Origin of the sequence: Fimbriimonas ginsengisoli Gsoil 348 (genome assembly GCF_000724625.1) — a bacterium.
In the GTDB taxonomy this organism is placed as follows: domain Bacteria; phylum Armatimonadota; class Fimbriimonadia; order Fimbriimonadales; family Fimbriimonadaceae; genus Fimbriimonas; species Fimbriimonas ginsengisoli.
Genome location: NZ_CP007139.1, coordinates 1,856,263 through 1,877,021 on the forward strand (window position 1 = coordinate 1,856,263; position 20,759 = coordinate 1,877,021).

The window sequence follows — 20,759 nt, forward strand, 5'->3', positions numbered from 1 at the left end:
CTACTCCGCGAGCCGCACTCCAAGAAAGCCCTGTCGATAGGTTGGCACGTACCAATTTCGGAACGTGCGGCGAAGAATCGGGGCGGCGGTTGCCCACGATCCGCCTCGGCATACCCGGTGCGCTCCCTTCATGTGGTCCTTGCTGTAGCCATCATACGGAAACGCGGCGAAACCGGGATAGGTGAGGAACGGGGTGGAGGTCCACTCCCACACATTTCCCGAGAGATCGTGAAGGCCGAGCGGGTTCGGGCGGCGGCGGCCGACCGGCGTCGGTCCCCAGGAAGCGAGGCCATGACAGGCTTCGGCGGGGTCGATTTGGCCGTGCGAAGCGACGTACTCCCACTCTTCCTCGGTCGGCAATCGCTTACCGGCCCAGCGGGCATACGCTTCCGCTTCGAACCAGCTTAGGCTGCTCGCGGGCTCGTCGGGGTGGATGGACCGGGCTCCGAACGGGCCGATGTAGGCCCAGGCGTCGCCTTGACGAACCCAGTATTCCGGCGCCTCCGCCTGCTCCGCATCTCGCCAGGCCCATCCGGCTTCGCTCCAGAGCTCCGGGCGGCGGTAACCGCCGTCGTCCATGAATTGGGTCCATTCGAAAGCGGTGACCGGGGTGCGGCCGATTCGGAACGATGCCACGGAGACCTCGTGCGGCTCCTTTTCGTTGTCGTAGACGTGCCGGTCGTCGGTTCCCATGCAGAAGGTTCCACCCGGGATGTCGACCATCTCGGAGCGGAGGTCGGTTTGCCAGGGGACCGCTTCGATCACCGCCGACGGTAGCTGCTTATGGATCAACTGCAGCATCTCGGCGATGGTTTCCTGGTGCTGGCACTCGTGCTGGATGGCAAATTCCCAGGCGTATCCATCGGCTAGGTACGGGTCTTCGCACTCCAACTCGCACTCGTCCAGCGCGTCCAGGACACGGCGGCGGGTTCGTTCCAGATATTCGATAATCCCGGCGCGGTCGGGGATGTTCACCCGGTTGTCCTTGGGGTTTTCGACCAGGTCGGCGAAGAGGAAGCTCAGTTCGTCGTCGAGCAGAGGGCGCTTCAGAGCTTCGCCCACGACCCAATACTCTTCGGTCCGGCCCACGTGACCGAAGTGCCAGCCGATGGGGGAATAGAAGTCGTGGACACGGCGACGGAGGAACTCGTCGGGAACCCGATCCAGCAGCCAGCGCGTTCGCTCGCGCACCGTGGTTAGCCGATCGCGCAGATCGGCCTTGCGGCCCACTAGCCGGTCACCCGGAGGAGGGCGAGACCGAACCAGTTTCGGTCGTCGTGCCAGAGGTGCTCGATGGCGAGACCGGCGTGGGAGCAGAGCTCCGCGAACGTTTCGCGGGTGTACTTGTACGACCACTCGGTGTGGATGAATTCGCCGTCGGCGAATTCGAAGGTCTGGTCGAGCGCGTCGACCCTCACCCTTTGATCGCGGCGGCTGTAGAGGCGCATCTCGATTCGGTGCTCGACGTCGTCATACGGCGCGTCGTGCCGGAAGCAGCCTTCGGCAAAGTGTCCGCCAAGCTCGTGGTTCACCCGGCGCAAGAGGTTTAGGTTGAACGCGGCCGTGATCCCTTGCCGGTCGTTGTAGGCGGCCTCGAGGATGCCTCGATCCTTGACAAGATCGATGCCGACGAGCATGCGGTCTCGCGGCTCCATGCCGCGCCGGATGCGGGTGAGAAAGTCGACCGCCTCTTCACGGGTCAAGTTGCCGATGTTGCTCCCGAGAAAGAGGATCAGGCGCGGACCATCGTGGGAGGGAAGGGCGTCGGCGGCATCGAAGTATTCGGCGCCGAGAGCGGTGATTTGGAGTCCGGGATAATCTTCGAGGAGATTCGCGCTCGAGCTCTTTAGGAACTCGAAGGAGATGTCGATCGGCATGTATCGAAGTTCGGGCCGGCGGGCGAGGGCGGCTTCGATTAGCAGTCGGGTTTTGGTCGAGCTGCCGCTGCCGAACTCGATGATCGCGGCCCCTTCGCCGGCGGCTTCGATAATCTCGCCCGCGCGAGCTTCGATGATCGCGCGCTCGGTGCGGGTTGGGTAGTACTCCGGCAGCTCGGTGATTCGCTCAAAGAGCTCGGAGCCGCGGCGGTCATAGAGGAACTGGGTGGCCAGGCTCTTCGGCTGGGCCGACAAGCCTTCGCGGACCGCTCGATCTAATGTCAGCGGAGGGTGATCCCCCCGAATCTCGACGAATTCGAATCTGCTCTCCATATCCGCTCCCGATACGAGTCTTCATTCTAGTTACAAAAAGCAAATACGGCGTTATGCTTTCGTCGATCGCGATACCAAACGTCCCAGAATCTTTCAAGACTCTACGAGTTCGAGCGGGCGGGTGTCGGCATTTCTAGAAAAATCAGCCCGGCTGGAAGCCGGGGGACACTGGAGGAGATGCCGGCAGGGATGCCGGCACTACGGCATTTGAATTACCGCGTCGCCGGCGCCGGGGCCGAGGATTTGGTGGGTAGTGATCTTTCCGTTGGCCCAGGAGAAGTTCACGGTCAGACCGTTTCTGGCGCGGAGGCCGCGGACAGAGCCTTTGGCGCCCCATTCCTTGGGGATCGCCGGGAGGAGGCGGATGACGCCATCCTGGCTCTGCAAAAGCATCTCGGCGATGCCGGCGGCGCCGCCGAAATTGCCATCGATTTGGAACGGCGGGTGGGCATCGAATAGATTGGGATAGCTGCCACTGCCTCGTCCAGCCGGGCGGAGGAGGCGCTTTAGGAGGAGTCCGGCGTGCTCGCCGTCCCGTAGCCGCGCCCAGAAGCAGACTCTCCAGGCGAGCGACCAGCCGGTGCTCTCGTCGCCGCGACGCTCCAGCGTCTTGCGCGCCGCGGCGGCGAGCTCCGGCGTTCTATCCGGAGAGATCCCGTTGGAGGGATAGAGGGCATAGAGGTGAGAGGTATGGCGGTGGTGCGGCTCGGCCTCTTCGTAGTCTTGCAGCCACTCCATGATCTGGCCGTATTTGCCGATACGAGTCGGAGCGAGCCGGCTTCGAGCCTGCATCAATCGGGCTCGGAGCGGCATGTCGACGTGCAAAGTCTCCGCCGCTTCAGCGACGTTGCCAAAGAGCTCGTCCAGGATCTGGCTGTCCATGGTCGGTCCCATGCAGGTGTTGAGGGGGCCGTCTTTTGGATCGATGTAGGCGTTTTCCGGCGAATTCGAGGGCGCGGTGACCAGCCAATGGTGCTCGGGCTCTTCGATCAGCATGTCCAGGAAGAACTCAGCCGAGCTGCGAATGATGGGATAAATCTGTTTGAGATAGTTGAGGTCCGGGTTAAAGGCGTAGTGCTCCCATAGGTGCTCGCAGAGCCAAGCGCCGCCAGTGCAGGTCGAACCCCACTGGGCTCCTTCGCCGGGAGAGGTGTAGTGCCACGGATTGGTAATGACGTGAGCGACCCACCCGTGAGCTCCGTAGTACGCCTTGGCGGTTTTTTGGCCGTTCGGCACCAGCGTCCTCACAAAGCGGATAAGGGGCATGTGGCAATCGGCAAGATTGCCTACCTCGGCGAGCCAGTAGTTCATCTGGACGTTGATGTCAAGATGAAAATCGCCGTTCCAGGGGGTCTGCAGCTCCTCAGCCCAGATGCCTTGTAGGTTCGCGGGAAGCGGACTATCGGGGCGGGAGCTTCCGATGAGGAGGTAGCGGCCGTAGTTGAAGTAGAGCGCAGCGAGCGACGGATCTTCTTCGCCGTTCTTGACGGCGTCCAGTCGCTCCGGGGTCGGCCTCCGCGCGATACGCCCCGCCGGGAGATCAAGGTGAACCCGGTTGAAGAACGATTGGTGCTCTTTGACGTGCTCGGCGAGCAGTTTCGCGTACCCCTTTCTGGCCGCCTTCTTGACGTGGGCCGAGGCGTGAGCCGCGAATTCTTTGTCCGCCAAGTCGGTTCCGGCCGAGAAAAGGATGGTCGCCTCGTCAGAGTTCTCGACGTGGACTCCGGCGGCATCGGTGAACTGGCGTCCGCCTTTCGTGATCACCCGCAGGCGTCCTTCAAACCGAACGCCAGGAATCGCGGGGTTGCCGCTCGCGAGCTGGCCGGATAGAATCAGGTCGGAACCTTCGGCGCGAACCGTCGCCCGCTCCGGGCGGGAGAGACGGGCGACGAAGGAGATGCGCTTCTTGGCATCGGCGGTGAAGCGGTACGCCACCACGCCGGCGGGTGCGGAGGCGAACGCCTCGCGGTGGTAGGTCGTTCCGTCCGCGGAGTAGTCGACGGTAGCGAGGGCTTGGCTTAGGTCGAGGGCTCGACGGTAGTTGGATGGGTTCGAATGAGGGGTGTCGATCTCCAGATTCGCGAAGATCTGGTAGCAGCCGTACGGGCCGTCCTTCCCGGCGCCCGAGCCGGAACCCGGGCCTTTGCAGACGAAATTCGCCTGAAGGAGCTCTTGGGCCTTGCGGTTCTCTCCGGCGAGGAGAAGCCGGCGGATTTCGGGAAGTACCTTGACCGCGTCTTCTTGATCGGCATCTTGGGGGGAGCCGGACCACATGGTCGACTCGTTCAGTACCACCCGCTCGTGGCCCACACCGCCGAAGACCATCGCCCCGAGACGGCCGTTACCCAGAGGGGCGGATTCGGTGAATGCCGCGGCGGGCTGGGTGAACCAAAGATTCATCGCCGGATCGAGATCGGGCTGGGCGCCGGGGGTCGCCAGCGTCAGCGCGGCGGCGAGAAGGTTCATGAACCGAATTGTATCTGGTGGCATGGGGTTCCGACCCCAACGACGGCGGTTGTAATCGCTATATCAAGCGTTCATCTTGCTTGCGCCCGACAAAAGCGAACATGGTAACGCTGAACGTGAGGCCGTGCTCGGCAGCCGCCTCCCGACGGCTTCGCCGTAGGGAGGGCAGAGCTGGAACTCTGCGGTCCGCATGGGTTCACGGCTTACGCAAATTTGAAACCTTCCAATGCGCGTGTCGTATAGTGTCACACGACAATAGTGCGAACAGCATGAAGAACCGAGTCCCTGCCCAGAACGATGTCGTAGCCCTTGCGGTGCTTGCTCTGCTCAGCGAGAAAGCGACCCACCCTTACGAAATGCACCGGCTGATCCGGCAGCGGGGGAAAGACTTTGTAACCGGGCTGCCACGCAGTCTCTACCGCGCGGTGGACCGATTGCAGGAAGCGGAGCTGATCGAAGCGATCGATACCCAGCGGGAAGGCGGCCGGCCCGAGAGAACGATTTACCGGGTGACGGAAGAGGGGCGCAAGGAATTCCAGGCGTGGCTGACCGGGCTACTCGCGGGAGCGCCCGATGAGCCTTCGCTCTTCAATGTCGCGATCTCGCTTCTGCCCTACCTCTCTCCGGACGAAGCGATCCACGCGCTTAAGGTTCGGGTCGCCTTGTTGGAGGGGCAGGTTAGCCCGGCGGAAGCGACGCTTCGCCACGTCGGCTCGTTTCTGCCTCGCCTCTATCTGCTGGAGGTGGAGCATGCGCGGGTGCTTAAACAAGCCGAGCTCGACTGGGTTCTCAAGGTGATCGAGGATATCGAGAGCGGCGCGCTCTCTTGGGTGGCAATGCCCCAACTTCGACTCGTGTCGGGAGACGACCGATGAATCCTATCCAAATGCTCTATTTCGCGGTGCTGATTTTGTCGCCGGGTGGCTTCTGGCTCGGCTATGTGTTCCTAAAGCACGACGCCGAGTGGAAGATGGCCCGAGCCCGCGGCGGTCACGCCGAACCGATGGCAACCCAGGCCGAATTGGAGGCACTTCGCGCGGAAGTTCGTTCGCTTCGCGAGGAGCTGGCGGGTTTGCGCGAGACCTCGACGTCATTCGACCTCAGCCTGGAAGCAGCGCTGACCCAATTGCAGCGCCGGGAGCTGAACGCGTGATTTGGATTTCCGAGATCGATTCCGAGGGAGCGCTCGCTCTGCCAGAAGAGCTGCTCGGATGCGCCGAGGCGGCTCTTTGCTTTGCGCGAGGACCGTTTGCGGGAAGCCTCGCCCTCTATTTCACCCGTGACCTTAAGGACGAGCTGGCCCGGATGGCGCTCGCGTTGGAGTACGTTCAGTGATTCTTACTTCTCTCTTATTAGCTTCGACCTTGACCGCGCAGCCGCTTCACGATCCATTTGGAGTGGCGTGGGGGTTTCTCTACGGTTACTCCGGGGTACCGGCTCCGGTGTATATGCCGGAGCTGCGCAAGCTCGGCGGGAGCTGGTCGAAGATCTACGTGATCTGGAACCAGATCGAGCCCTCGCCGGGAAAGTACGACTGGAAGTCGATCGACACGTTCGTGAAACAGTTGCGGTCGCCAGAGGAAGGGCTGATCTCCGTCTTTTCCGCCTCCACTTGGGCGACTCGCGCCTCGGCGGCGATTCTGCCGCCTTCGCCGGCGAAGAAGCCGGCGGACTATGATCGGTTCATCCGCGAGCTTGTAAAGCATTGCCGGGGGCGGGTGCGCTATTGGCAGAACGACAGCGAGGCGAGCAATCCGATCTACTGGTCGGGAACGGCCTCGGAGTTCGTGGATGAGACGAAGGTTTTCTATCGGGCGGTTAAGGAGTCCGATCCAAAGGCCCAGGTGGTTCTGGGTGGATACGACGGGCTCTTCAATCCGACCGGCACTCCGTTTCCCGGGCAACAGAGAGGATTGACATTCTTCGACGAGGTTCTGCGAAACGCCAAAGATAGCTTCGACATCTTCGACCTGCGGCTCTATGCCAACGCCTACACCATCCCAGACCGGGTGGAGTACATGCGGAAGAAGATGACCGATCTTGGCTACGACAAGCCGATCGTCTGCACGGAGTACAACGGGCCCGGCTTCTTCGACATGGCGGAAAATCGCCCGTTCATCCCGCTTGTCATGGCCTGGTCGGCCTCGATCGCCAACCAGGCGAAGGCGGTGGGGGGCGGCGAGGGGGTTGCCGGCCTCTACAATCGGACGGACCTGAGTCCTCAAACGCAGATGTTCCTGATGAACGCCCCGCCTGCGCTCGATGAAAAGCTGCGGAGGATGCAATGCCGCGACCTGGTCCAACGAAATTTGTTGGCGCTTTCGGCGGGTGTGCGGCGCACGATGTTCTGGGACCTCTCTCACGACACCAGCAAACGCGACGACGTGATGACGTTGATGTACGGCAAGCTCAAGATGTTCGACTTCGAGAACGGCCGCTTTACGAAGCGGTATCCGATGGCGGATGCGTTCGCCCGGATGACTCGGGCGTTGCGTGGAGTTCGCTCGGTCCGCCGCATCCCGGTGGAGGAGTCTCCGGCGATCTACCTATTCGAAGCCGACTGCGGACGACGCGGCCCGGTTTACGTGGCGTGGAGAAAGGGAGATCCGTTCAAAGATGAGGAGGCCCAATCTCCGTTCGCCTTCGCTTGGACGGGGAAGAGCGCGAGCGGCGTGGATGCGCTTGGGAAGAAGGTGGCGACTGAGGTTACCGACGGGAAGGTCTCGTTCCCGTTGACGCTGACGCCGACTTTCGTATCCCAAAAGTAGTCGGTCGTGGAGCGCACGAGAAGGGCGACGTCGCGAAGCCGGTCACGGCCAATCCGGATGCTGGATGGTGTGAATGGTGCCAGGCTGCAAATTCTCCACCGCAGCTAAAACCATCTCGACCATGGGTTTGAGGGTCTCAAGGTCGTTTGATAGAGCGCGAAGATAGATCACCGCAATGCTCCTTCCACCCATGTTTTGTTGAAACTCCATGCTTCTGTCCACGGTGACCATCACAGGAAAACCGGCGTCCTCAGCGGCGGAAAGCAACCTGCCGTTTCCGAGCTTCCCCCACCCTAAGCGGCTACAGTGAATGATTTCGTGGTTTTGAAAGAGCCGTTCAAAAGGACGTGGTACGCAGTTGTCCAGCAGAATTTTCAATGGACGAGTTCCAAGCCCATCGCACGGCGGGCTTGCCGATTCTCCCATTGCAAAACGGGCTTGACCATTTCCGGCGTCAGGTCGGGATAGGCATCGTAAAACTCGTCCCAGTCTGTTCCAGCGGCCACGTTGTCCAGAAGGATATCAACCGGGATTCGGGTGTCGGTGAAACAAATTGCCCCACCCATGACATCTGGGTCGCTGCTGAGAATGTTTTGCAGTTCTCTGGGAATGGTCATTGATCCTGGCTCCAGCTCAGTTTTCTGGACGCTACGTCCGATTGTAGCGTTTCAGAGAAACGATCACCTTGTTCGAATACAGGCTGGGGGGACCATCGCCGAGGCCAGCGCAGCTGAAGATTGGCCCTTGTGCGAAGGGTTTCTGTCGCACCGGTATTCGGACTCGTCAGATCGATTATCGGTCATCCTGCTTACCAAACGTCCCATGTTTGAACCCGAGATTCTTGAATTGCCCGAGTTACACCTTTTGGGGCTGCGCGTTGCCGGGAAGCCGAAGGATTTGGGGAAGTTGGTTCCTAAGGGATGGCGCGATCTGCAGTCGCGCCTTTCGCAGATCGAAGGGGTGAAGGACTCGTCGAGGCAGATCGGTTTTTTGTTGCCGAACGACCATATCTTGCCGCTTGGGCGGATCGCCACGTATATTTCCGTCGAAGTATCGCCGGAGACGCCGGAGCCGAAGGGGTTGAAGCGTCACGATCTGCCGGCCTCCCGGTACGCGGTGTTTACCTATCGAGGCTCGTTCCTGGCCCCCGAGTTCGCGGGGTTCTATCCGGGGATCTTCAAGGCGCTTCAGGAAAGCGGCCTGGAATTCGACGGCGCCCGCGGCTGGATCGAGATGTACGACGACGCGAGCCACAACTGGGAAGACAAGGCGGATCCTAAAAACGAGCTCCGAGTTGCCTTTCCGCTCAAATGAAAACGATGAACTTTTAATGCACCTGGGACGTTCTATCGGAGTGTCGCTACGTGCGGCAATGGAGGTCTCGGATGATCAAGCCGTTTTTCGCCGCCACAGCGGCCAGCTTTGCCACCGCCGTACTTATCGGGTTCGCTTTCGCAAGTCCTCAAACTTTGAGATCGTCGAAGGTTGAGGCCGCCCGCCCGGTCAATATCAAGTTTGAGTGGGTTCAGGCCGCGCCTAAATCGGTCGATAGCCTGACGATCACGGTGGACAGCGGGCAAGTGGCGAACATCTCGAGGCCGATGGGCGCCGCCAAGGGAATGCGAACGGTAACCGTAACGCCGATTCTGCAGGGCGAATCCGAGGTGACGCTCGATGTCGATGTCCGGTCAGACACGCAAGGCTCCCAACATCTGAAGACCCGCGTCACGGTGCCGATGGGAATGACCAAAGTGATCAGCGCCGCCACGTCCAAGACGACAGGTTCCCGAGAAGCAGCCTCGGAAGAGCTCGTCTTCGTTACGGCAAACCTTTAAGGGCCGTAGGTAGCGGTAAGCCAAAGGCGTCGCAGGCGGGCGGATTGTGCCGTTCGCCGGCTCGAGGGTGGTCGGCCAATCGGCTACCCTTAGTGCCGGATGTCTAGTTACACCATCCTGTTCTTGGGCGATGTTGTGGGGAAATCGGGGCGGGCGGCGGTTCGCGAGGGATTGCCTAGCCTGATCGACACGCATAAGCCGCTATTCAGCATCGTCAACGGAGAGAACTCGGCCGGAGGGGTGGGGATCACCCCCGAGATCGCCGAAGAGATTTACCAAGCGGGGGCCGACGCGATCACCCTCGGCAACCACGCGTTCAACAAACGGGACATCTACCCTTATCTCGAAACGAACAAGCCGATCGTCCGTCCATCGAATATGCCGCAAGGCGTTCCAGGTAGAGGCATGTGCATCGTGGAGAAAGAAGGGATTCGCCTTGCGGTGATGAACCTCTGCGGCCGCGTGTACATGGACAGCTACGGGGATCCGTTTGCGGAATTCGACCGGCTGGTGGCGGAGTTGAAAACGGACCACCTGTTTCTCGACTTTCACGCGGAGGCCACGAGCGAGAAGATCGCCATGGGTTTTCACGCGGAAGGGCGGGCGACGGCGGTGGTGGGAACTCACACCCACGTCACCACGGCCGACGAGAAAGTCTTGCCGGGTGGTACCGCGTATATCACCGATGTGGGGATGTGCGGACCGGTCGGCAGCGTGTTGGGAATGGATCGCGAGATCATCTTGAAGCGGTTCAAGACGACGCTTCCGCAACGTTTTGAGGTCTCTAACAACCCTGGTGTAATCTGTGGGGTAGTTATCGGCGTCGAAAGAGAGACGGGGTGCGCCACGAGCATCCAAAGAATTCGGTTCGGAGAAGAGGCGTGACGACTCGCGCCCGGAGAATTGGGAATGAATAAAGTTCTGTTGGCAACACTTGCGTCGGCGATCACCGGCGTGGCCGCGGCTCAAGCGCCGACGGTTTTGTACACGCCTGCTCGCGACATGAAGGATCAGGGAATCGGGGTCAAGTACTGGGGCAGCGGCGTCATCAGCGAAACGGACGAGACGGCCTATGAAGGGACCCACTCGATCCGGGTGAGCACGCGCAACTTCTTCCAGGGCGGCGTCATGACGTTCTCGAACCCAGTCAACCTTTCGAACGACTTCGCCAACAAGGCGAATCTGCTGAAGCTGACGTTCAAGGTCGCCGAGGGTGGCACCACCTCTTCAGGTGGGGGCGTGGGCGCACCGGCCGGCGCGGGCGGCGGCGGTAAGGGAGGCATCCGCGGCGGTGGCGCTCCCGGCGGCCCTCCAGGTGGCTTCCCGGGTGGCTTCCCCGGCGGTCCAGGTGGATTCGGGGGCGGAAAGGGTGGAGGCGGCGGCGCTCCGGGAGGATTCGGCGGTGGCGGCCAGGGCGGAGCTCCGGGCGGCTTCCCGGGCGCGCCCGGTCAGGGTAAGGGTGGTTTCGGCGGATTCGGAGGAGCGGGCGGACTTTCCGGCGGCACAACGTCAGCCTCCGTTCTCAAGACACTTCGCTTCGTGATCACCACCAGCGATGGCAAGAAGAGCGAAGTCTATGCTCCCGTCAACGTCAATGCGACGGGCGAGCGTGGCTGGCTTACAGTGGCGGTACCCCTCCAGGCGATCAGCGGCCTCGATCGAACAAACAAGCAGATCACCGCGATCGCGCTGGCGGGCGATGCGACGACCACGTTCTACGTCGGCGACATGCGGATCGTGAACGACTCGACTCCGATCCGGGGCGAGATCAATCAAGGAAACTTGAATCTCGGTGCAGGGGAGGAGGCGACGCTGACGGGGTACGGCTTCGGCGGCTCCAGCATCCTTCGCTACACGTGGGACTTCGACGATTCCGACGGGATCCAGGTGGATGCCGAAGGTCAGACGGTCAAGCGAAAGTTCCGCAAGCCGGGCACGTATACGATCACCCTTACGGTGAGCGACTTCTACGGCCTTAAGCAGCCTTACACGACGACGATCAAGGCGGTTATCAACCCGTAAGCGCAATCAAAAGCGCCGGCCGCCATTCGGCGGCCGGCGCTTTTTTATAAGCGGGAAAGCTTAGGTTCGGATCTTGTCGCGCAACCAGTCGGTGGCTTCGTCTAGAAGGCGCGGCATGCGGTATTCGAGGACCCGGACACCGGACCAGTGGTTGTCGTCGGCCACGGCGACCTCGGTTCCCGACTTATCTCGAACAAAGCGGCCCTTCACGACCGTGATCTCCCGGACGGGAATATCGAAAAGGCTTGCTCGACCAGATTCTTCCTGCGGGACGACGACCGTCTGCGCCTGCAACCCGTGGAACGTTCCTTCCTTTGAAATCGAGCGGCCGGTTTCGCGCTGCACGAGCCCTAAGACGTCTCGCCAGTCTTGCCTGACGTTGTAGACGCGGAGGGTGCCGCGCGTGGAGCCGTTCTGGAAATCGGCGACGCGGATGGGAGTGGCGCCGAGAACGAAGCCGTATGAGGGTTCGGAACGGTGGAAAAGCGCGAACCCGAGCGCAACTCCCACGAGGAGAGCAGCGCCAACCAGACCATGAGAGGATCTGCCGCGAGGTTCCACAGAGAACATTCTATCTGCAATTGCCGGGCATCGGAAGGATATTTCGTGCGACTCTATAAGCAGATGTGCCGAGCGGCACACGCGGCAAACCGATGCGATACCTACGAACCACGATCTTTTGGGCAACGATGCTCTTTGCGGGCGCGACTTTTGCGCAAACGAACGGCGCTCCGGCGCCCCAACGTTCGAGGACGGTAACGGGCGATCTCCGCATCGTTTCCAAGTTCCACTCCAACTTTCTCAACAACGATCGAGACATCGCGATCTGGCTTCCGCCGAACTACGAAAACGAGCCGAAGCGGCGGTACGCGGTGCTTTATATGCACGACGGGCAAAACCTGTTCAACCTGGAGACGAGCTACCTTCCGGACCAAGAGTGGAGGGTGGACGAAATCGCCACCTCGCTGATCGAGGGAGGTTTGATCGAGCCGGCAATCGTGGTGGGGGTTAACAACGGCGGCATGGAGCGCGGCAACGAGTATCTCCCGACGCGCGTTCGGGATACGGGTGGAAAGGCGGACCTGTACGGACGAATGCTGGTGGAAGAGCTGAAACCGTTTATCGACCGCACCTACCGGACCAAGACCAAGGCGAGCGATACCGGCCTGGCTGGATCGAGCTTCGGAGGTGTCATCACGATGTACCTGGGGATCAAATATCCGAACGTGTTTGGAAAGCTCGCCGTCCTCTCCCCTTCCGTCTGGTGGGACGACCGGGAGCTGCTCAAGGAGGTCGACAAGATTCCCAGGAAGACAAACCAGCGGATCTGGATCGATATCGGAACCCGGGAAGGGAGCGAGGCGACGGCCGATCGACCGGTAACGGACGCGATCGCCCTGCGTGATCATTTGGTATCGAAGGGGTGGCGGCAAGGAAAAGATCTTGCCTTCTTCAAGGACTTCGGCGCCCATCACAACGAAATCGCTTGGGCGGGCCGGATGGATGCGATTCTGATGTTCTTATTTGGGAGGTGAAGCGATGGGGATGTTGAAGGAGTTTCGGGAGTTCGCGGTCAAGGGAAATGTAATCGACCTCGCGGTCGGCGTTATCATCGGCGGGGCGTTCGGCAAGATCGTGACCAGCATCGTCGAGGATATCGTGATGCCGCCGATAAGCTTGCTATTGGGGAGCGTGCCTTTCGCCGACCTTCTGTGGGTCGTTCCCGGGCAGCAGGCGAAGATCGACATGCTCCGGCTAGCGCACCCTCCCAAGGAACTCAAGACGGCGGCCGATTATAAGGCGGCAGCGATTGCAACGGTGAACTACGGTCAGTTCCTAAGCAATGTCGTTCAGTTCCTGATTATCGCTTTTGTGGTGTTCCTGATGGTGAAGGCGATCAACAAGGCAAGGACGCTTATCGAGCCGCCCGCCGCGCCGGGCGAGCCGGTAACCAAGCAGTGTCCTTACTGTCTGTCGGACATTCCGATCAAGGCCAGCCGCTGTAAATTCTGTACTTCGGAGGTGTAGCGATCCAGCCTCGACTACCACTGCATCCATACGTTTTTCGTCGGGAAATACTCGTCGAGTGTCCTCGCTGCGGAGGCTGTGCCACCGTTTTCGGAACCGAGTACCGTGCCTGGAGCCCTCGTATCGTTTGCACGAAGTGCGGATACACGGACTACAAGCCGAATAAGGGCGAGCGAGGCCTAAAGGCGGCCGTTGATGGCCTTGACCCGGCCTTCGGATTGAAGCTGTGGCTGCGAGAGCCGGTTGGCAGCGAGGTGTTCTGGGCGTACAACTGGAGACACCTAGAAGACCTCGAATTCTTTCTTGCCGGCGAGTGGCGCGGCGGCCGCGGCAGGTGGGCACTCGCCGAACCTGGTCGCAGCTTCCGAACCCGGTTGCCGAAGTGGATGCACGAGTCAAAAAATCGAGCCGCCCTGCTTCGGGCCGCCGCCAGAATCCGCAAAAAGGCGTTCGGCCAGAGGCGTTACAATGGACCCGATGGTCGCCAATCTCGCCGATAACCTTGCCCGGCTACTAGGGGACAGCAAGGTGCTGCGCGGGCCGGCGGCGGAGCGGGCCTACGACTGCGATACGTACACGGTCGACCGGAGCAAACCCGCAGCGGTGGTGCTGCCGGATTGCACCGAAGACGTAGCGAAGGTTGTGCGGTGGTGCAACGAGAACTCGGTTCCATTTACGGCACGCGGCGCGGGGACGGGGATCAGCGGGGGGGTTCTGCCGGCTCTCGGCGGCGTTGTCATCAGCACCAAACGGATGACGCGCATCTTGGAGATCGACCTAGAGAACCGTCTGATGAAAGCGCAGGCGGGGATTCCGAACAAGCGTTTATCGGATGCGGTAAGGCCGAACGGGCTCCATTTCGCGCCCGATCCCTCGTCGCAATCGGTCTCGACTCTCGGCGGCAACATCGCGGAAAACTCAGGCGGGCCACACACCCTGAAATACGGGGTGACCACTCAACACGTCCTTGGAATGACGATGGTGACGCCGGAGGGAGAGATCGTGGAGCTCGGGGGGCGCGTGTCCGGATCTCCCGGATACGACCTTGTCGGCCTGATCGTGGGAGGCGAGGGGACGCTCGGGGTGGTTACGGAGGCTTGGGTGAAGCTGACTCCGGTGCCGGTGGGGATACGGACGGCAACGATGGCGTTCGCCACCGTTCGCGACGCCACGGAATCGGTGGCCTCGATCATCGCCACCGGCACCATTCCGGCGGCGCTTGAGATTATGGACCGCTATGTGTTGACCGCCCTGCACGCGGCGTTCGGCCTCCAATTTCCCGAGGGGACGGCGGCGCTCCTGCTGGTCGAATGCGATTGCGGGCCGGTGGAGGATCCCGAAGGCACCGTCGAACGGGAGATGCAGGCGGTGATCGGGGTTTGCCAACAGAACAACGCCACCGAAATCCGCGTCGCGGCCGACGAGGCCGAGCGGACTAAACTTTGGCACATCCGGAAGAAAGGGATCGGCGCGATGGGGCGTCTCGCTCCAAGCATCGTGACCCACGACGGCGTCATTCCTCGAAGCAAATTGCCGGAGATGTTGGACTTCGTCTACGCGGTAGCGACAAAGCACGGGGTCGGCGTCGCTAACATCTTCCACGCTGGCGACGGCAACCTGCATCCTTGCTTCTACTTCGACGATCGCGATCCGGAGCAGGTCCGGAAGGTGATCGAGGCCGGCGAGGAGATCACCCGGCGCTGTGTGGAACTCGGGGGTAGCGTCACGGGAGAGCACGGGATCGGGGTCGAGAAAGTGGATATGATGCCGCTCATGTTCAGCGAGGACGACCTTGCGATGCAGGCCTTGGCGAAGCGGATCTTCAATGAAAACGGACTTTGCAACCCATGCAAGGTGCTGCCGAATCAAAAGTCGTGCGTCGAACACCAAAAGCGCTGGCGGGGTACGGCTTGGTAGCGATTCGCCGTAGAATGATTCGATGAAATCCGTCACCGTACAACTTCCGGATAGGCTGTTCGAGCTGGCCGAGCAGGCGATTCGGGACGGTTACTTCGCCAGCATGGATGATCTGGTCAGGATCTCTGTGATGAATTTCGTGCGACGGCCGATGCTAGATCGGTTGGCCGAACATCAGCTTGAAGACCTTGCTGCCGCCGAAGAACGGCTCCGCAACGCCTCTTGATCGTTGTCGCCGATAACGGCCCGCTCTTGCATTTGGACGAAATCGAGCAGTTTTCTCTCTTAACATGCTTTGAAAAGGTTTGGGTACCTGTTTTGGTTGCGAAAGAATGTGAGCTCTACCAAGTCAACCTTGGTCGGCATGTTGGGCTTATCGAGATCGATCCGAATAAGTACCCGGTTCCATGGCAACTGGAGCCGTATCTTGCCGCGGATGTGATTCATCCGGCAGAGGCGCAGGCAATATCGTTGGCGCTTTCTTCGCGCATTGAGCATCTTCTAACGGACGATGCGGCGGCTCGGGAGGCAGCCAAGTCGGTTGGCGTAACTCCGGTGGGTTCGCTGGGAGTTGTACTCCGTGCTTTCGAGAAGGGATTAATTGCCAGGAACAGAGCCGGCGAGTTACTCGATGCCTTCCAATCGTCGTCGCTGTATCTAAAACCCGAGGTTCTTCGGCGAGCTCATGAACTTCTCAGCCAGCTAGGCGGAGAGGGCGAGGACGTATAGACTGTAGACGTTGGCGAGTCGAAGGAAGCGACTCTTGAGGTCACCGATGATTGACGCAGAGACAACCGGCCTCCAGAGCCTTATGCGGCCCGCAGATGCTTCCGATTTGGCGCAGATTCAGCGGGATTCCACGGCTGCGTTGGTAGACGGGACGTGGCTTAGGAACTTTGCCTTGCCTACCCCACTTCGAAAAGCTTGCCAAGTTGCGGACGCACGCAACTCGATCGAGTACTTCCAACACATGATCGATCCCATCGAACGAGAAAGGATCGTCGGCGCGCTTCGGGAGGGGATGGAACAGATCGAAGGCGATCCGGGATATCGGCCGCCAGTCCCCCGAACGGTAAGAATCTCCGTCAGGAGGCTTAGAGGGATCGTGGAGCACCACGTGGAGGATCAGGTCGTCGTCGTACGTGGCGGCACCTCTCTCAAACGGCTGCAACGTGAATTGCAGATCACCGGCCAATGCATCCCCGTTCCTCCCTTCAGTGAAGAGTTTCCTTTGGGGGGGCAGCTCGGCTTTGCGAGCCTGAACGCCCTAATCGGCTTTAATCTGCCGCATGTTTTGGAAGCCCAGTGTGGTTCTTGGCGGGACTGGGTTCTGGGAATGACGGTGGTACAAGCGGACGGCACGATTGCGAAGGGTGGGAGCCAGGCCGTGAAAAACGTGGCCGGGTACGACGTGCAGAAGCTGTTCATCGGGGCACGTGGCACGCTTGGCACCGTGGCGGAAGTGATTCTGCGTACGTACCCGATCAAGGCGTTGCCGACGCCTGAACTGGTACAAGGGGCCGCGAAGTCGCTCAAGTTCCTCTGGATTCAGCGCGTCCTGCGCACCGATTTTTCGGAGGCGATACGGACCGCCGGCGACGACCTGATCCTTGCCGATCGGGCTTCTTCCACCCTCTGGTGCGCGGTGCCGCCGGAGCGCGAGCTGCCGCGATTCGCGCACGATTGGGTGCTTCGGTCAGGGTGCGGCGAGAAGAACCTACAAATCACGGACCCGATCCAAACTAAGTTTATGCGCCGTGCGAAGGAGCTTTTCGACCCCACGCACAAGCTCAATCCGGGCGAGATGGGGATCTTCTAAATGCACGACCTTTCCGAGCTCACCACTCACTGCATCCGGTGCGGCTTCTGCCTGGAGTCGTGTCCAACTTTTGTTGTGACCGGCAACGAGGTGGAGTCGCCGCGCGGCCGCATTTACTTGGTGCGAAGCGCCCTCGAAGGAAAACTGCGATGGCAGGAGGATGTGCGGGAGCACCTCGACCTCTGCCTTGGATGCCGCAATTGCGAGACGGCTTGCCCGAGCGGCGTCGAGTACGGGGCGATTTTGGAGCTGGCCCGAGACTTGATCGAGCAGGAGAAGCCGGAGCTGAGTAAGAAAGCGCTGCTGGCCAGCACGTCCAGTCCAACGATTTTGAAGACCCAGCTTGCGCTGGGCCACCTGCTGCCGGGACGCCGGATTCCGGGGCCGATTGGCCGTTGGTTCAGCGGAGGGGAAGCGCCCGAAGCGGATCGTCCAGCACCTCAGGCCACGGCGGACTTTCCGCCGCTGGACGAGGGAGCGCTGCCGCCCGTACGGGGGGAGGTGTATTTGCTGGAAGGGTGCGCCATGCGAGTGCTGTTTCCACGCGTTCACCAGGCGACCCGGCGGTTGCTTCGCCGGATCGGCTTCGTCGTTCGGGAGGTTGAGCAAGGGTGCTGCGGGTCGTTTCACGCCCACAACGGCTATCTCGATAAGGCTCGCGAGTATGCCGCCGAGCTTATGAAGTCGATGCCCGACGACCTGCCAGTGGTGGTCGACTCGGCCGGTTGCGGGTCCACCATGAAGGAGTACGGCTTCGTGCGAGAGGGAGACCCAGCGGCAGGGGCGTTCGCGGCACGCGTGAAGGACGCCAGCGAATTCTTGTTCGCGAACGGCTTACTGGAGGCACTGGCGAAAGCCCCCGGCGTGCATGAGCGGGTGACCTACCACGACGCTTGCCACCTCTCGCACTCCCAGCAGATCACGGCGGCCCCGCGCCAGCTCGTGCAGGCGATCCCTGGCATCGAGTACATCGAGTTGCCCGAGGCGGAGATGTGCTGCGGAAGCGCGGGGATCTACAACGTAACCCAGCCCCAAATGGCCCGAACCCTGGTGGAGCGGAAGTACGACAACATCGCATCGACCGGCGCGAGGATCGTCGCGATGGGGAACCCCGGCTGCCACGCCTGGATCGCCCAAGCGGCCCGCGAGCACGGGGAGTCCATCGGCGTGCTCCATACGGCGGAGCTCTTGGAGGCCGCTTTCGTCGGACTCAACGCATTTGGGATCTGAGCGCCGCCGAGCTACTTCACCCGCCACTCCAGGATTCCGGACGAGGCGTCGGGTTGGAGTTTTGCCTCAAGGCGGATCTTGGTCGTTTTGACCGTGTTGAAACTAACCGAGTTGAAACGATCGCGTTCGACTCCATAGAAACCGGAATGATTCACCTCTTGCCAGGCGCCGTCGATCCAGGCGAGCAGCCGCCAACTGGCGGGGATGCGGCAACCGCCGTCGGGACGGTCGTCGAACCAGTAGACCTCGGATTGCGACAGCGAACGGGCGTAGGGGAAATGGTATTCCACCCATTCGGTGCTGCCCTTGTGGTCCCACCAGGTGAACCGGGGAATCGACAAATCCCCCGAGCTTTGCGGTAGAACGCCGTCGCTGAGGGCGTCGGTGGAGTCGCCTTCGTAGGTGTGCGAGCTGGCGGCGGGATACGCCGGCTTGGGCACGACGGGAGTCTCCCAGGGGTGGCCCTGCGGGGAAACCGTGGGGAAGGAGGAGATCCGGAGGCGCGCCGCTCCCATCGGGATCAGAGTGACCGTCTCGACCGATTGGTCGGTTCGCGCCGGACTCGGCTGGAGCGGGTCGACCAATCCGCGCTGATCCAGGTTCCACTGCGGGATTCGGCGGGCCGGCACATGAATTTCGATCGGCGCCGCATCGGCGCGGAAAGGTTGGTCGTCGTGGGGGAAAGGTCGTTCCACGACTTTCATGTCGGCTCCTTCGACCAGCCCGTAATTCCACGGCGTGGTGGGGAGCACTTCGAACGCGGGCCACGCATCAGTGCCGCCCTGCCGCTGGTATTTTTCTCCGATCTTTAGCGAGTAAGTGAGCGGGCCGCGATCGACCGAAATCGAATCTTTGTTGTCGCTCCATTTGCGAACGCTGATGTGCATCGGCAGACGCAGCTCCAGCCGGTCGCCGTCGTGCCATTCTCGCTCCAGAATCGCGTACGCGCCGAGGTGGGGCAGGCGCACCGCGTTTCCGTTGAGCCTCAAGGATGGGGCATCGCACCAGGTTGGCAGGCGAAGAGTAAGGGGAAAGCGGACCGCCTTCGGCGATCGCACGGTGAACCGCACCGTCTGCTCGAACGGATAGGTCGTCTCTTCCTCGATCGTGACGGGGGTGCCGTCGCCGACCTTTGCCGTTACCTTCGAAGGTGCGTACAGCGCTACCCCTAGGCCATTTCCGGCAGTGGCGAGCCAGAGGTGCTCGGCGTAATACGGCCAACCGTGCGAGACGTTGTGCTGGCAGCATCGATGGTCGTTAGGATCGAATAGCTGCATCGGCCCGCTGTTTTGAAGGCCGGGCGCCTTGCTGCGCTGGTCGATGAGCGGCATGTTCGGCGAGGTCAGGTAGTGCAGCGCCTTCAGGTCCGCCGTCATCGAGGCGGGCAACGAATTGAACGTCACATCTTCGCACCGTTCCGCCCATACGGGATCTCCGGTTTGGGCCAGGAGCAGCTCGTCGGAGAGCATCATCTCCACCATCGCGCAGGTCTCGGCGGCTTGCCGGGGATCTACCTTGCCCGGGCGAACGTTCTCATCGGCCCCGTACATCCCGCCCGGAACCTGCCCGTAGGAATCGCGCATGATCTCGTAGTCTCGCTCGGTGGCGGTGAGGTGGACGGGATTGTGCGTTAACGCCGCGTAGGTCGCCGGCTCACGGAACGCCTGGGCGAAGTTGACGCCATGGCCGTCGGGCATTCCGGCGGTCCAGTCGGCGTTACGCCGATGGAGTTTGTGGGCTAGATCCAGGAGCCACTCGTCGCCAGTCCGGTTGTAAAGCCAGAAGACGCTCGCCATGTTGTCGCCACCCCGGTGCTTCTCCCAGTAGCTAAGGAGGAAAGCGTTGTCCGGCTGATTGAGCTGCCAGCGGAAATAACGGCGCATCAGGTTGATGACGCGAGGGTCGCCGGTCCGCTCGTGGTAGCTCTGGAGCGCGTTCAACATGACCATGTTCGGCCATACATCCGGCTTGCCGTCGTTGCTCTTCAGGTTTGCTCGAGGGCCGAAGTAGCCATCCTCACGCTGGCCGGCGATCACGCCGTCGATCCAGATCTTCGCTTCTTTCTGGATTCGAGGATCGTCGAGAACGTAGCCCAGGTCTCCGAAACCCTTGAGCCAGTACGGCACCTCTTCCCATCCGTTTTTCCCTTCGCCATTCGGGGTTAGCCACGCGTTGTCTTTCTTATCCAAGAAGCCGCTGATTTCGGTGAGATGGCCGATGAAGCCGTCGGCTTGGAGTTGAAGCTGCTTTTTGACCCAGCCTTTCGGCTTGATCGCGCCGATCGGGAGCTTTCGGAACGCGCTGGGAGTTAGGGGCGGGCGATTGCCGATGTAGTAGCGATTGGGTCCGAGGTCGGGGCGGTCGACGACGCGGACGGAAAGGTCGGAGGAAGAGGCCATGATGGCGATCAGAAAGGGGAGCATAGGTTCTAACTACAGGGTAACTCAGTTCCGATCCCGACCCT

At 61.2% G+C, this 20,759-nt stretch carries 23 protein-coding genes; 16 read left to right on the plus strand and 7 right to left on the minus strand.

The annotated features are described in order from the left end of the window. The 3 genes from OP10G_RS08495 to OP10G_RS08505 all read right to left on the minus strand — a co-directional run bounded on the left by OP10G_RS08495 (position 1) and on the right by OP10G_RS08505 (position 4,676). The gene (locus OP10G_RS08495) at positions 1-1,191 is read right to left on the minus strand and encodes an SUMF1/EgtB/PvdO family nonheme iron enzyme (protein WP_265101704.1); all 1,191 of its coding nucleotides are present in this window, start codon (positions 1,189-1,191) and stop codon (positions 1-3) included. 38 nt (positions 1,192-1,229) lie between these two features. After that, complete coding sequence (gene egtD / locus OP10G_RS08500; protein WP_025226316.1) at positions 1,230-2,210, minus strand: L-histidine N(alpha)-methyltransferase; 981 nt, start codon at positions 2,208-2,210, stop codon at positions 1,230-1,232. A gap of 198 nt (positions 2,211-2,408) precedes the next feature. Then, positions 2,409-4,676 (minus strand): glycoside hydrolase family 95 protein, encoded by a 2,268-nt coding sequence (locus tag OP10G_RS08505; RefSeq protein WP_052547632.1) that lies wholly within the window; start codon positions 4,674-4,676, stop codon positions 2,409-2,411. A gap of 269 nt (positions 4,677-4,945) precedes the next feature. Between OP10G_RS08505 and OP10G_RS08510 the strand changes: the two genes are divergently transcribed. Genes OP10G_RS08510 through OP10G_RS08525 form a run of 4 tightly spaced genes read left to right on the plus strand, consistent with a single transcriptional unit; the run spans position 4,946 to position 7,444 of the window. Further along, entirely contained in the window at positions 4,946-5,551 is a 606-nt protein-coding gene (locus OP10G_RS08510) for a PadR family transcriptional regulator (RefSeq protein ID WP_025226315.1), read from the plus strand. After that, positions 5,548-5,829, plus strand: coding sequence for a hypothetical protein (locus tag OP10G_RS08515; RefSeq protein ID WP_025226314.1), 282 nt, complete (start codon positions 5,548-5,550; stop codon positions 5,827-5,829). The genes OP10G_RS08510 and OP10G_RS08515 overlap by 4 nt, the downstream gene beginning before the upstream one ends. Further along, positions 5,826-6,011, plus strand: coding sequence for a hypothetical protein (locus OP10G_RS08520; RefSeq protein WP_025226313.1), 186 nt, complete (start codon positions 5,826-5,828; stop codon positions 6,009-6,011). Before OP10G_RS08515 ends, OP10G_RS08520 begins: the two co-directional genes overlap by 4 nt. Beyond that, positions 6,008-7,444, plus strand: coding sequence for a hypothetical protein (locus OP10G_RS08525; RefSeq protein WP_025226312.1), 1,437 nt, complete (start codon positions 6,008-6,010; stop codon positions 7,442-7,444). Before OP10G_RS08520 ends, OP10G_RS08525 begins: the two co-directional genes overlap by 4 nt. A gap of 42 nt (positions 7,445-7,486) precedes the next feature. Here OP10G_RS08525 and OP10G_RS24300 read toward each other — a convergent pair whose 3' ends face one another. Then, entirely contained in the window at positions 7,487-7,822 is a 336-nt protein-coding gene (locus OP10G_RS24300; RefSeq protein WP_025226311.1) for a hypothetical protein, read from the minus strand. Beyond that, complete coding sequence (locus OP10G_RS08535) at positions 7,819-8,061, minus strand: DUF433 domain-containing protein (protein ID WP_025226310.1); 243 nt, start codon at positions 8,059-8,061, stop codon at positions 7,819-7,821. Before OP10G_RS08535 ends, OP10G_RS24300 begins: the two co-directional genes overlap by 4 nt. A 205-nt stretch (positions 8,062-8,266) precedes the next feature. Between OP10G_RS08535 and OP10G_RS08540 the strand changes: the two genes are divergently transcribed. From OP10G_RS08540 to OP10G_RS24305, 4 genes are all read left to right on the plus strand, one after another. Then, positions 8,267-8,758, plus strand: coding sequence for a GyrI-like domain-containing protein (locus OP10G_RS08540; protein ID WP_025226309.1), 492 nt, complete (start codon positions 8,267-8,269; stop codon positions 8,756-8,758). Between the two features lie 71 nt (positions 8,759-8,829). Then, the gene (locus tag OP10G_RS08545) at positions 8,830-9,279 is read left to right on the plus strand and encodes a hypothetical protein (RefSeq protein WP_025226308.1); all 450 of its coding nucleotides are present in this window, start codon (positions 8,830-8,832) and stop codon (positions 9,277-9,279) included. Positions 9,280-9,378: 99 nt separating this feature from the next. Then, positions 9,379-10,164 carry a TIGR00282 family metallophosphoesterase gene (locus OP10G_RS08550; RefSeq protein WP_038472836.1) on the plus strand — a complete coding sequence of 262 codons (786 nt, stop codon included), beginning with the start codon at positions 9,379-9,381 and terminating at the stop codon, positions 10,162-10,164. Positions 10,165-10,188: 24 nt separating this feature from the next. Further along, complete coding sequence (locus OP10G_RS24305; RefSeq protein ID WP_025226306.1) at positions 10,189-11,301, plus strand: PKD domain-containing protein; 1,113 nt, start codon at positions 10,189-10,191, stop codon at positions 11,299-11,301. A gap of 60 nt (positions 11,302-11,361) precedes the next feature. On the opposite strand, the gene OP10G_RS08560 is transcribed toward OP10G_RS24305, so the two are convergent. After that, complete coding sequence (locus OP10G_RS08560; RefSeq protein ID WP_144241059.1) at positions 11,362-11,862, minus strand: hypothetical protein; 501 nt, start codon at positions 11,860-11,862, stop codon at positions 11,362-11,364. A gap of 65 nt (positions 11,863-11,927) precedes the next feature. On the opposite strand from OP10G_RS08560, the gene OP10G_RS08565 reads away from it, so the two are divergent. From OP10G_RS08565 to OP10G_RS08600, 8 genes are all read left to right on the plus strand, one after another. Next, the gene (locus OP10G_RS08565) at positions 11,928-12,836 is read left to right on the plus strand and encodes an alpha/beta hydrolase (RefSeq protein WP_144241060.1); all 909 of its coding nucleotides are present in this window, start codon (positions 11,928-11,930) and stop codon (positions 12,834-12,836) included. Between the two features lie 4 nt (positions 12,837-12,840). Further along, complete coding sequence (gene mscL, locus OP10G_RS08570) at positions 12,841-13,329, plus strand: large conductance mechanosensitive channel protein MscL (RefSeq protein WP_038472840.1); 489 nt, start codon at positions 12,841-12,843, stop codon at positions 13,327-13,329. Between the two features lie 218 nt (positions 13,330-13,547). After that, entirely contained in the window at positions 13,548-13,829 is a 282-nt protein-coding gene (locus tag OP10G_RS24310) for a hypothetical protein (protein ID WP_025226302.1), read from the plus strand. Then, entirely contained in the window at positions 13,807-15,246 is a 1,440-nt protein-coding gene (locus OP10G_RS08580; RefSeq protein WP_025226301.1) for an FAD-binding oxidoreductase, read from the plus strand. Before OP10G_RS24310 ends, OP10G_RS08580 begins: the two co-directional genes overlap by 23 nt. A 22-nt stretch (positions 15,247-15,268) precedes the next feature. Continuing rightward, entirely contained in the window at positions 15,269-15,472 is a 204-nt protein-coding gene (locus OP10G_RS08585) for a hypothetical protein (RefSeq protein ID WP_025226300.1), read from the plus strand. After that, positions 15,469-15,975, plus strand: coding sequence for a PIN domain-containing protein (locus OP10G_RS08590; RefSeq protein ID WP_025226299.1), 507 nt, complete (start codon positions 15,469-15,471; stop codon positions 15,973-15,975). The genes OP10G_RS08585 and OP10G_RS08590 overlap by 4 nt, the downstream gene beginning before the upstream one ends. Positions 15,976-16,147: 172 nt before the next feature. Further along, positions 16,148-17,065: an FAD-binding oxidoreductase gene (locus tag OP10G_RS08595; protein WP_227625091.1), complete on the plus strand. Its 918-nt coding sequence runs from the start codon at positions 16,148-16,150 to the stop codon at positions 17,063-17,065. Beyond that, complete coding sequence (locus OP10G_RS08600) at positions 17,066-18,295, plus strand: (Fe-S)-binding protein (protein ID WP_025226297.1); 1,230 nt, start codon at positions 17,066-17,068, stop codon at positions 18,293-18,295. An 11-nt stretch (positions 18,296-18,306) separates the two neighbouring features. Here the strand turns inward: OP10G_RS08600 and OP10G_RS08605 are convergent, their stop codons facing one another. After that, positions 18,307-20,718: a beta-L-arabinofuranosidase domain-containing protein gene (locus OP10G_RS08605; RefSeq protein WP_025226296.1), complete on the minus strand. Its 2,412-nt coding sequence runs from the start codon at positions 20,716-20,718 to the stop codon at positions 18,307-18,309. Positions 20,719-20,759: the final 41 nt, after the last annotated feature.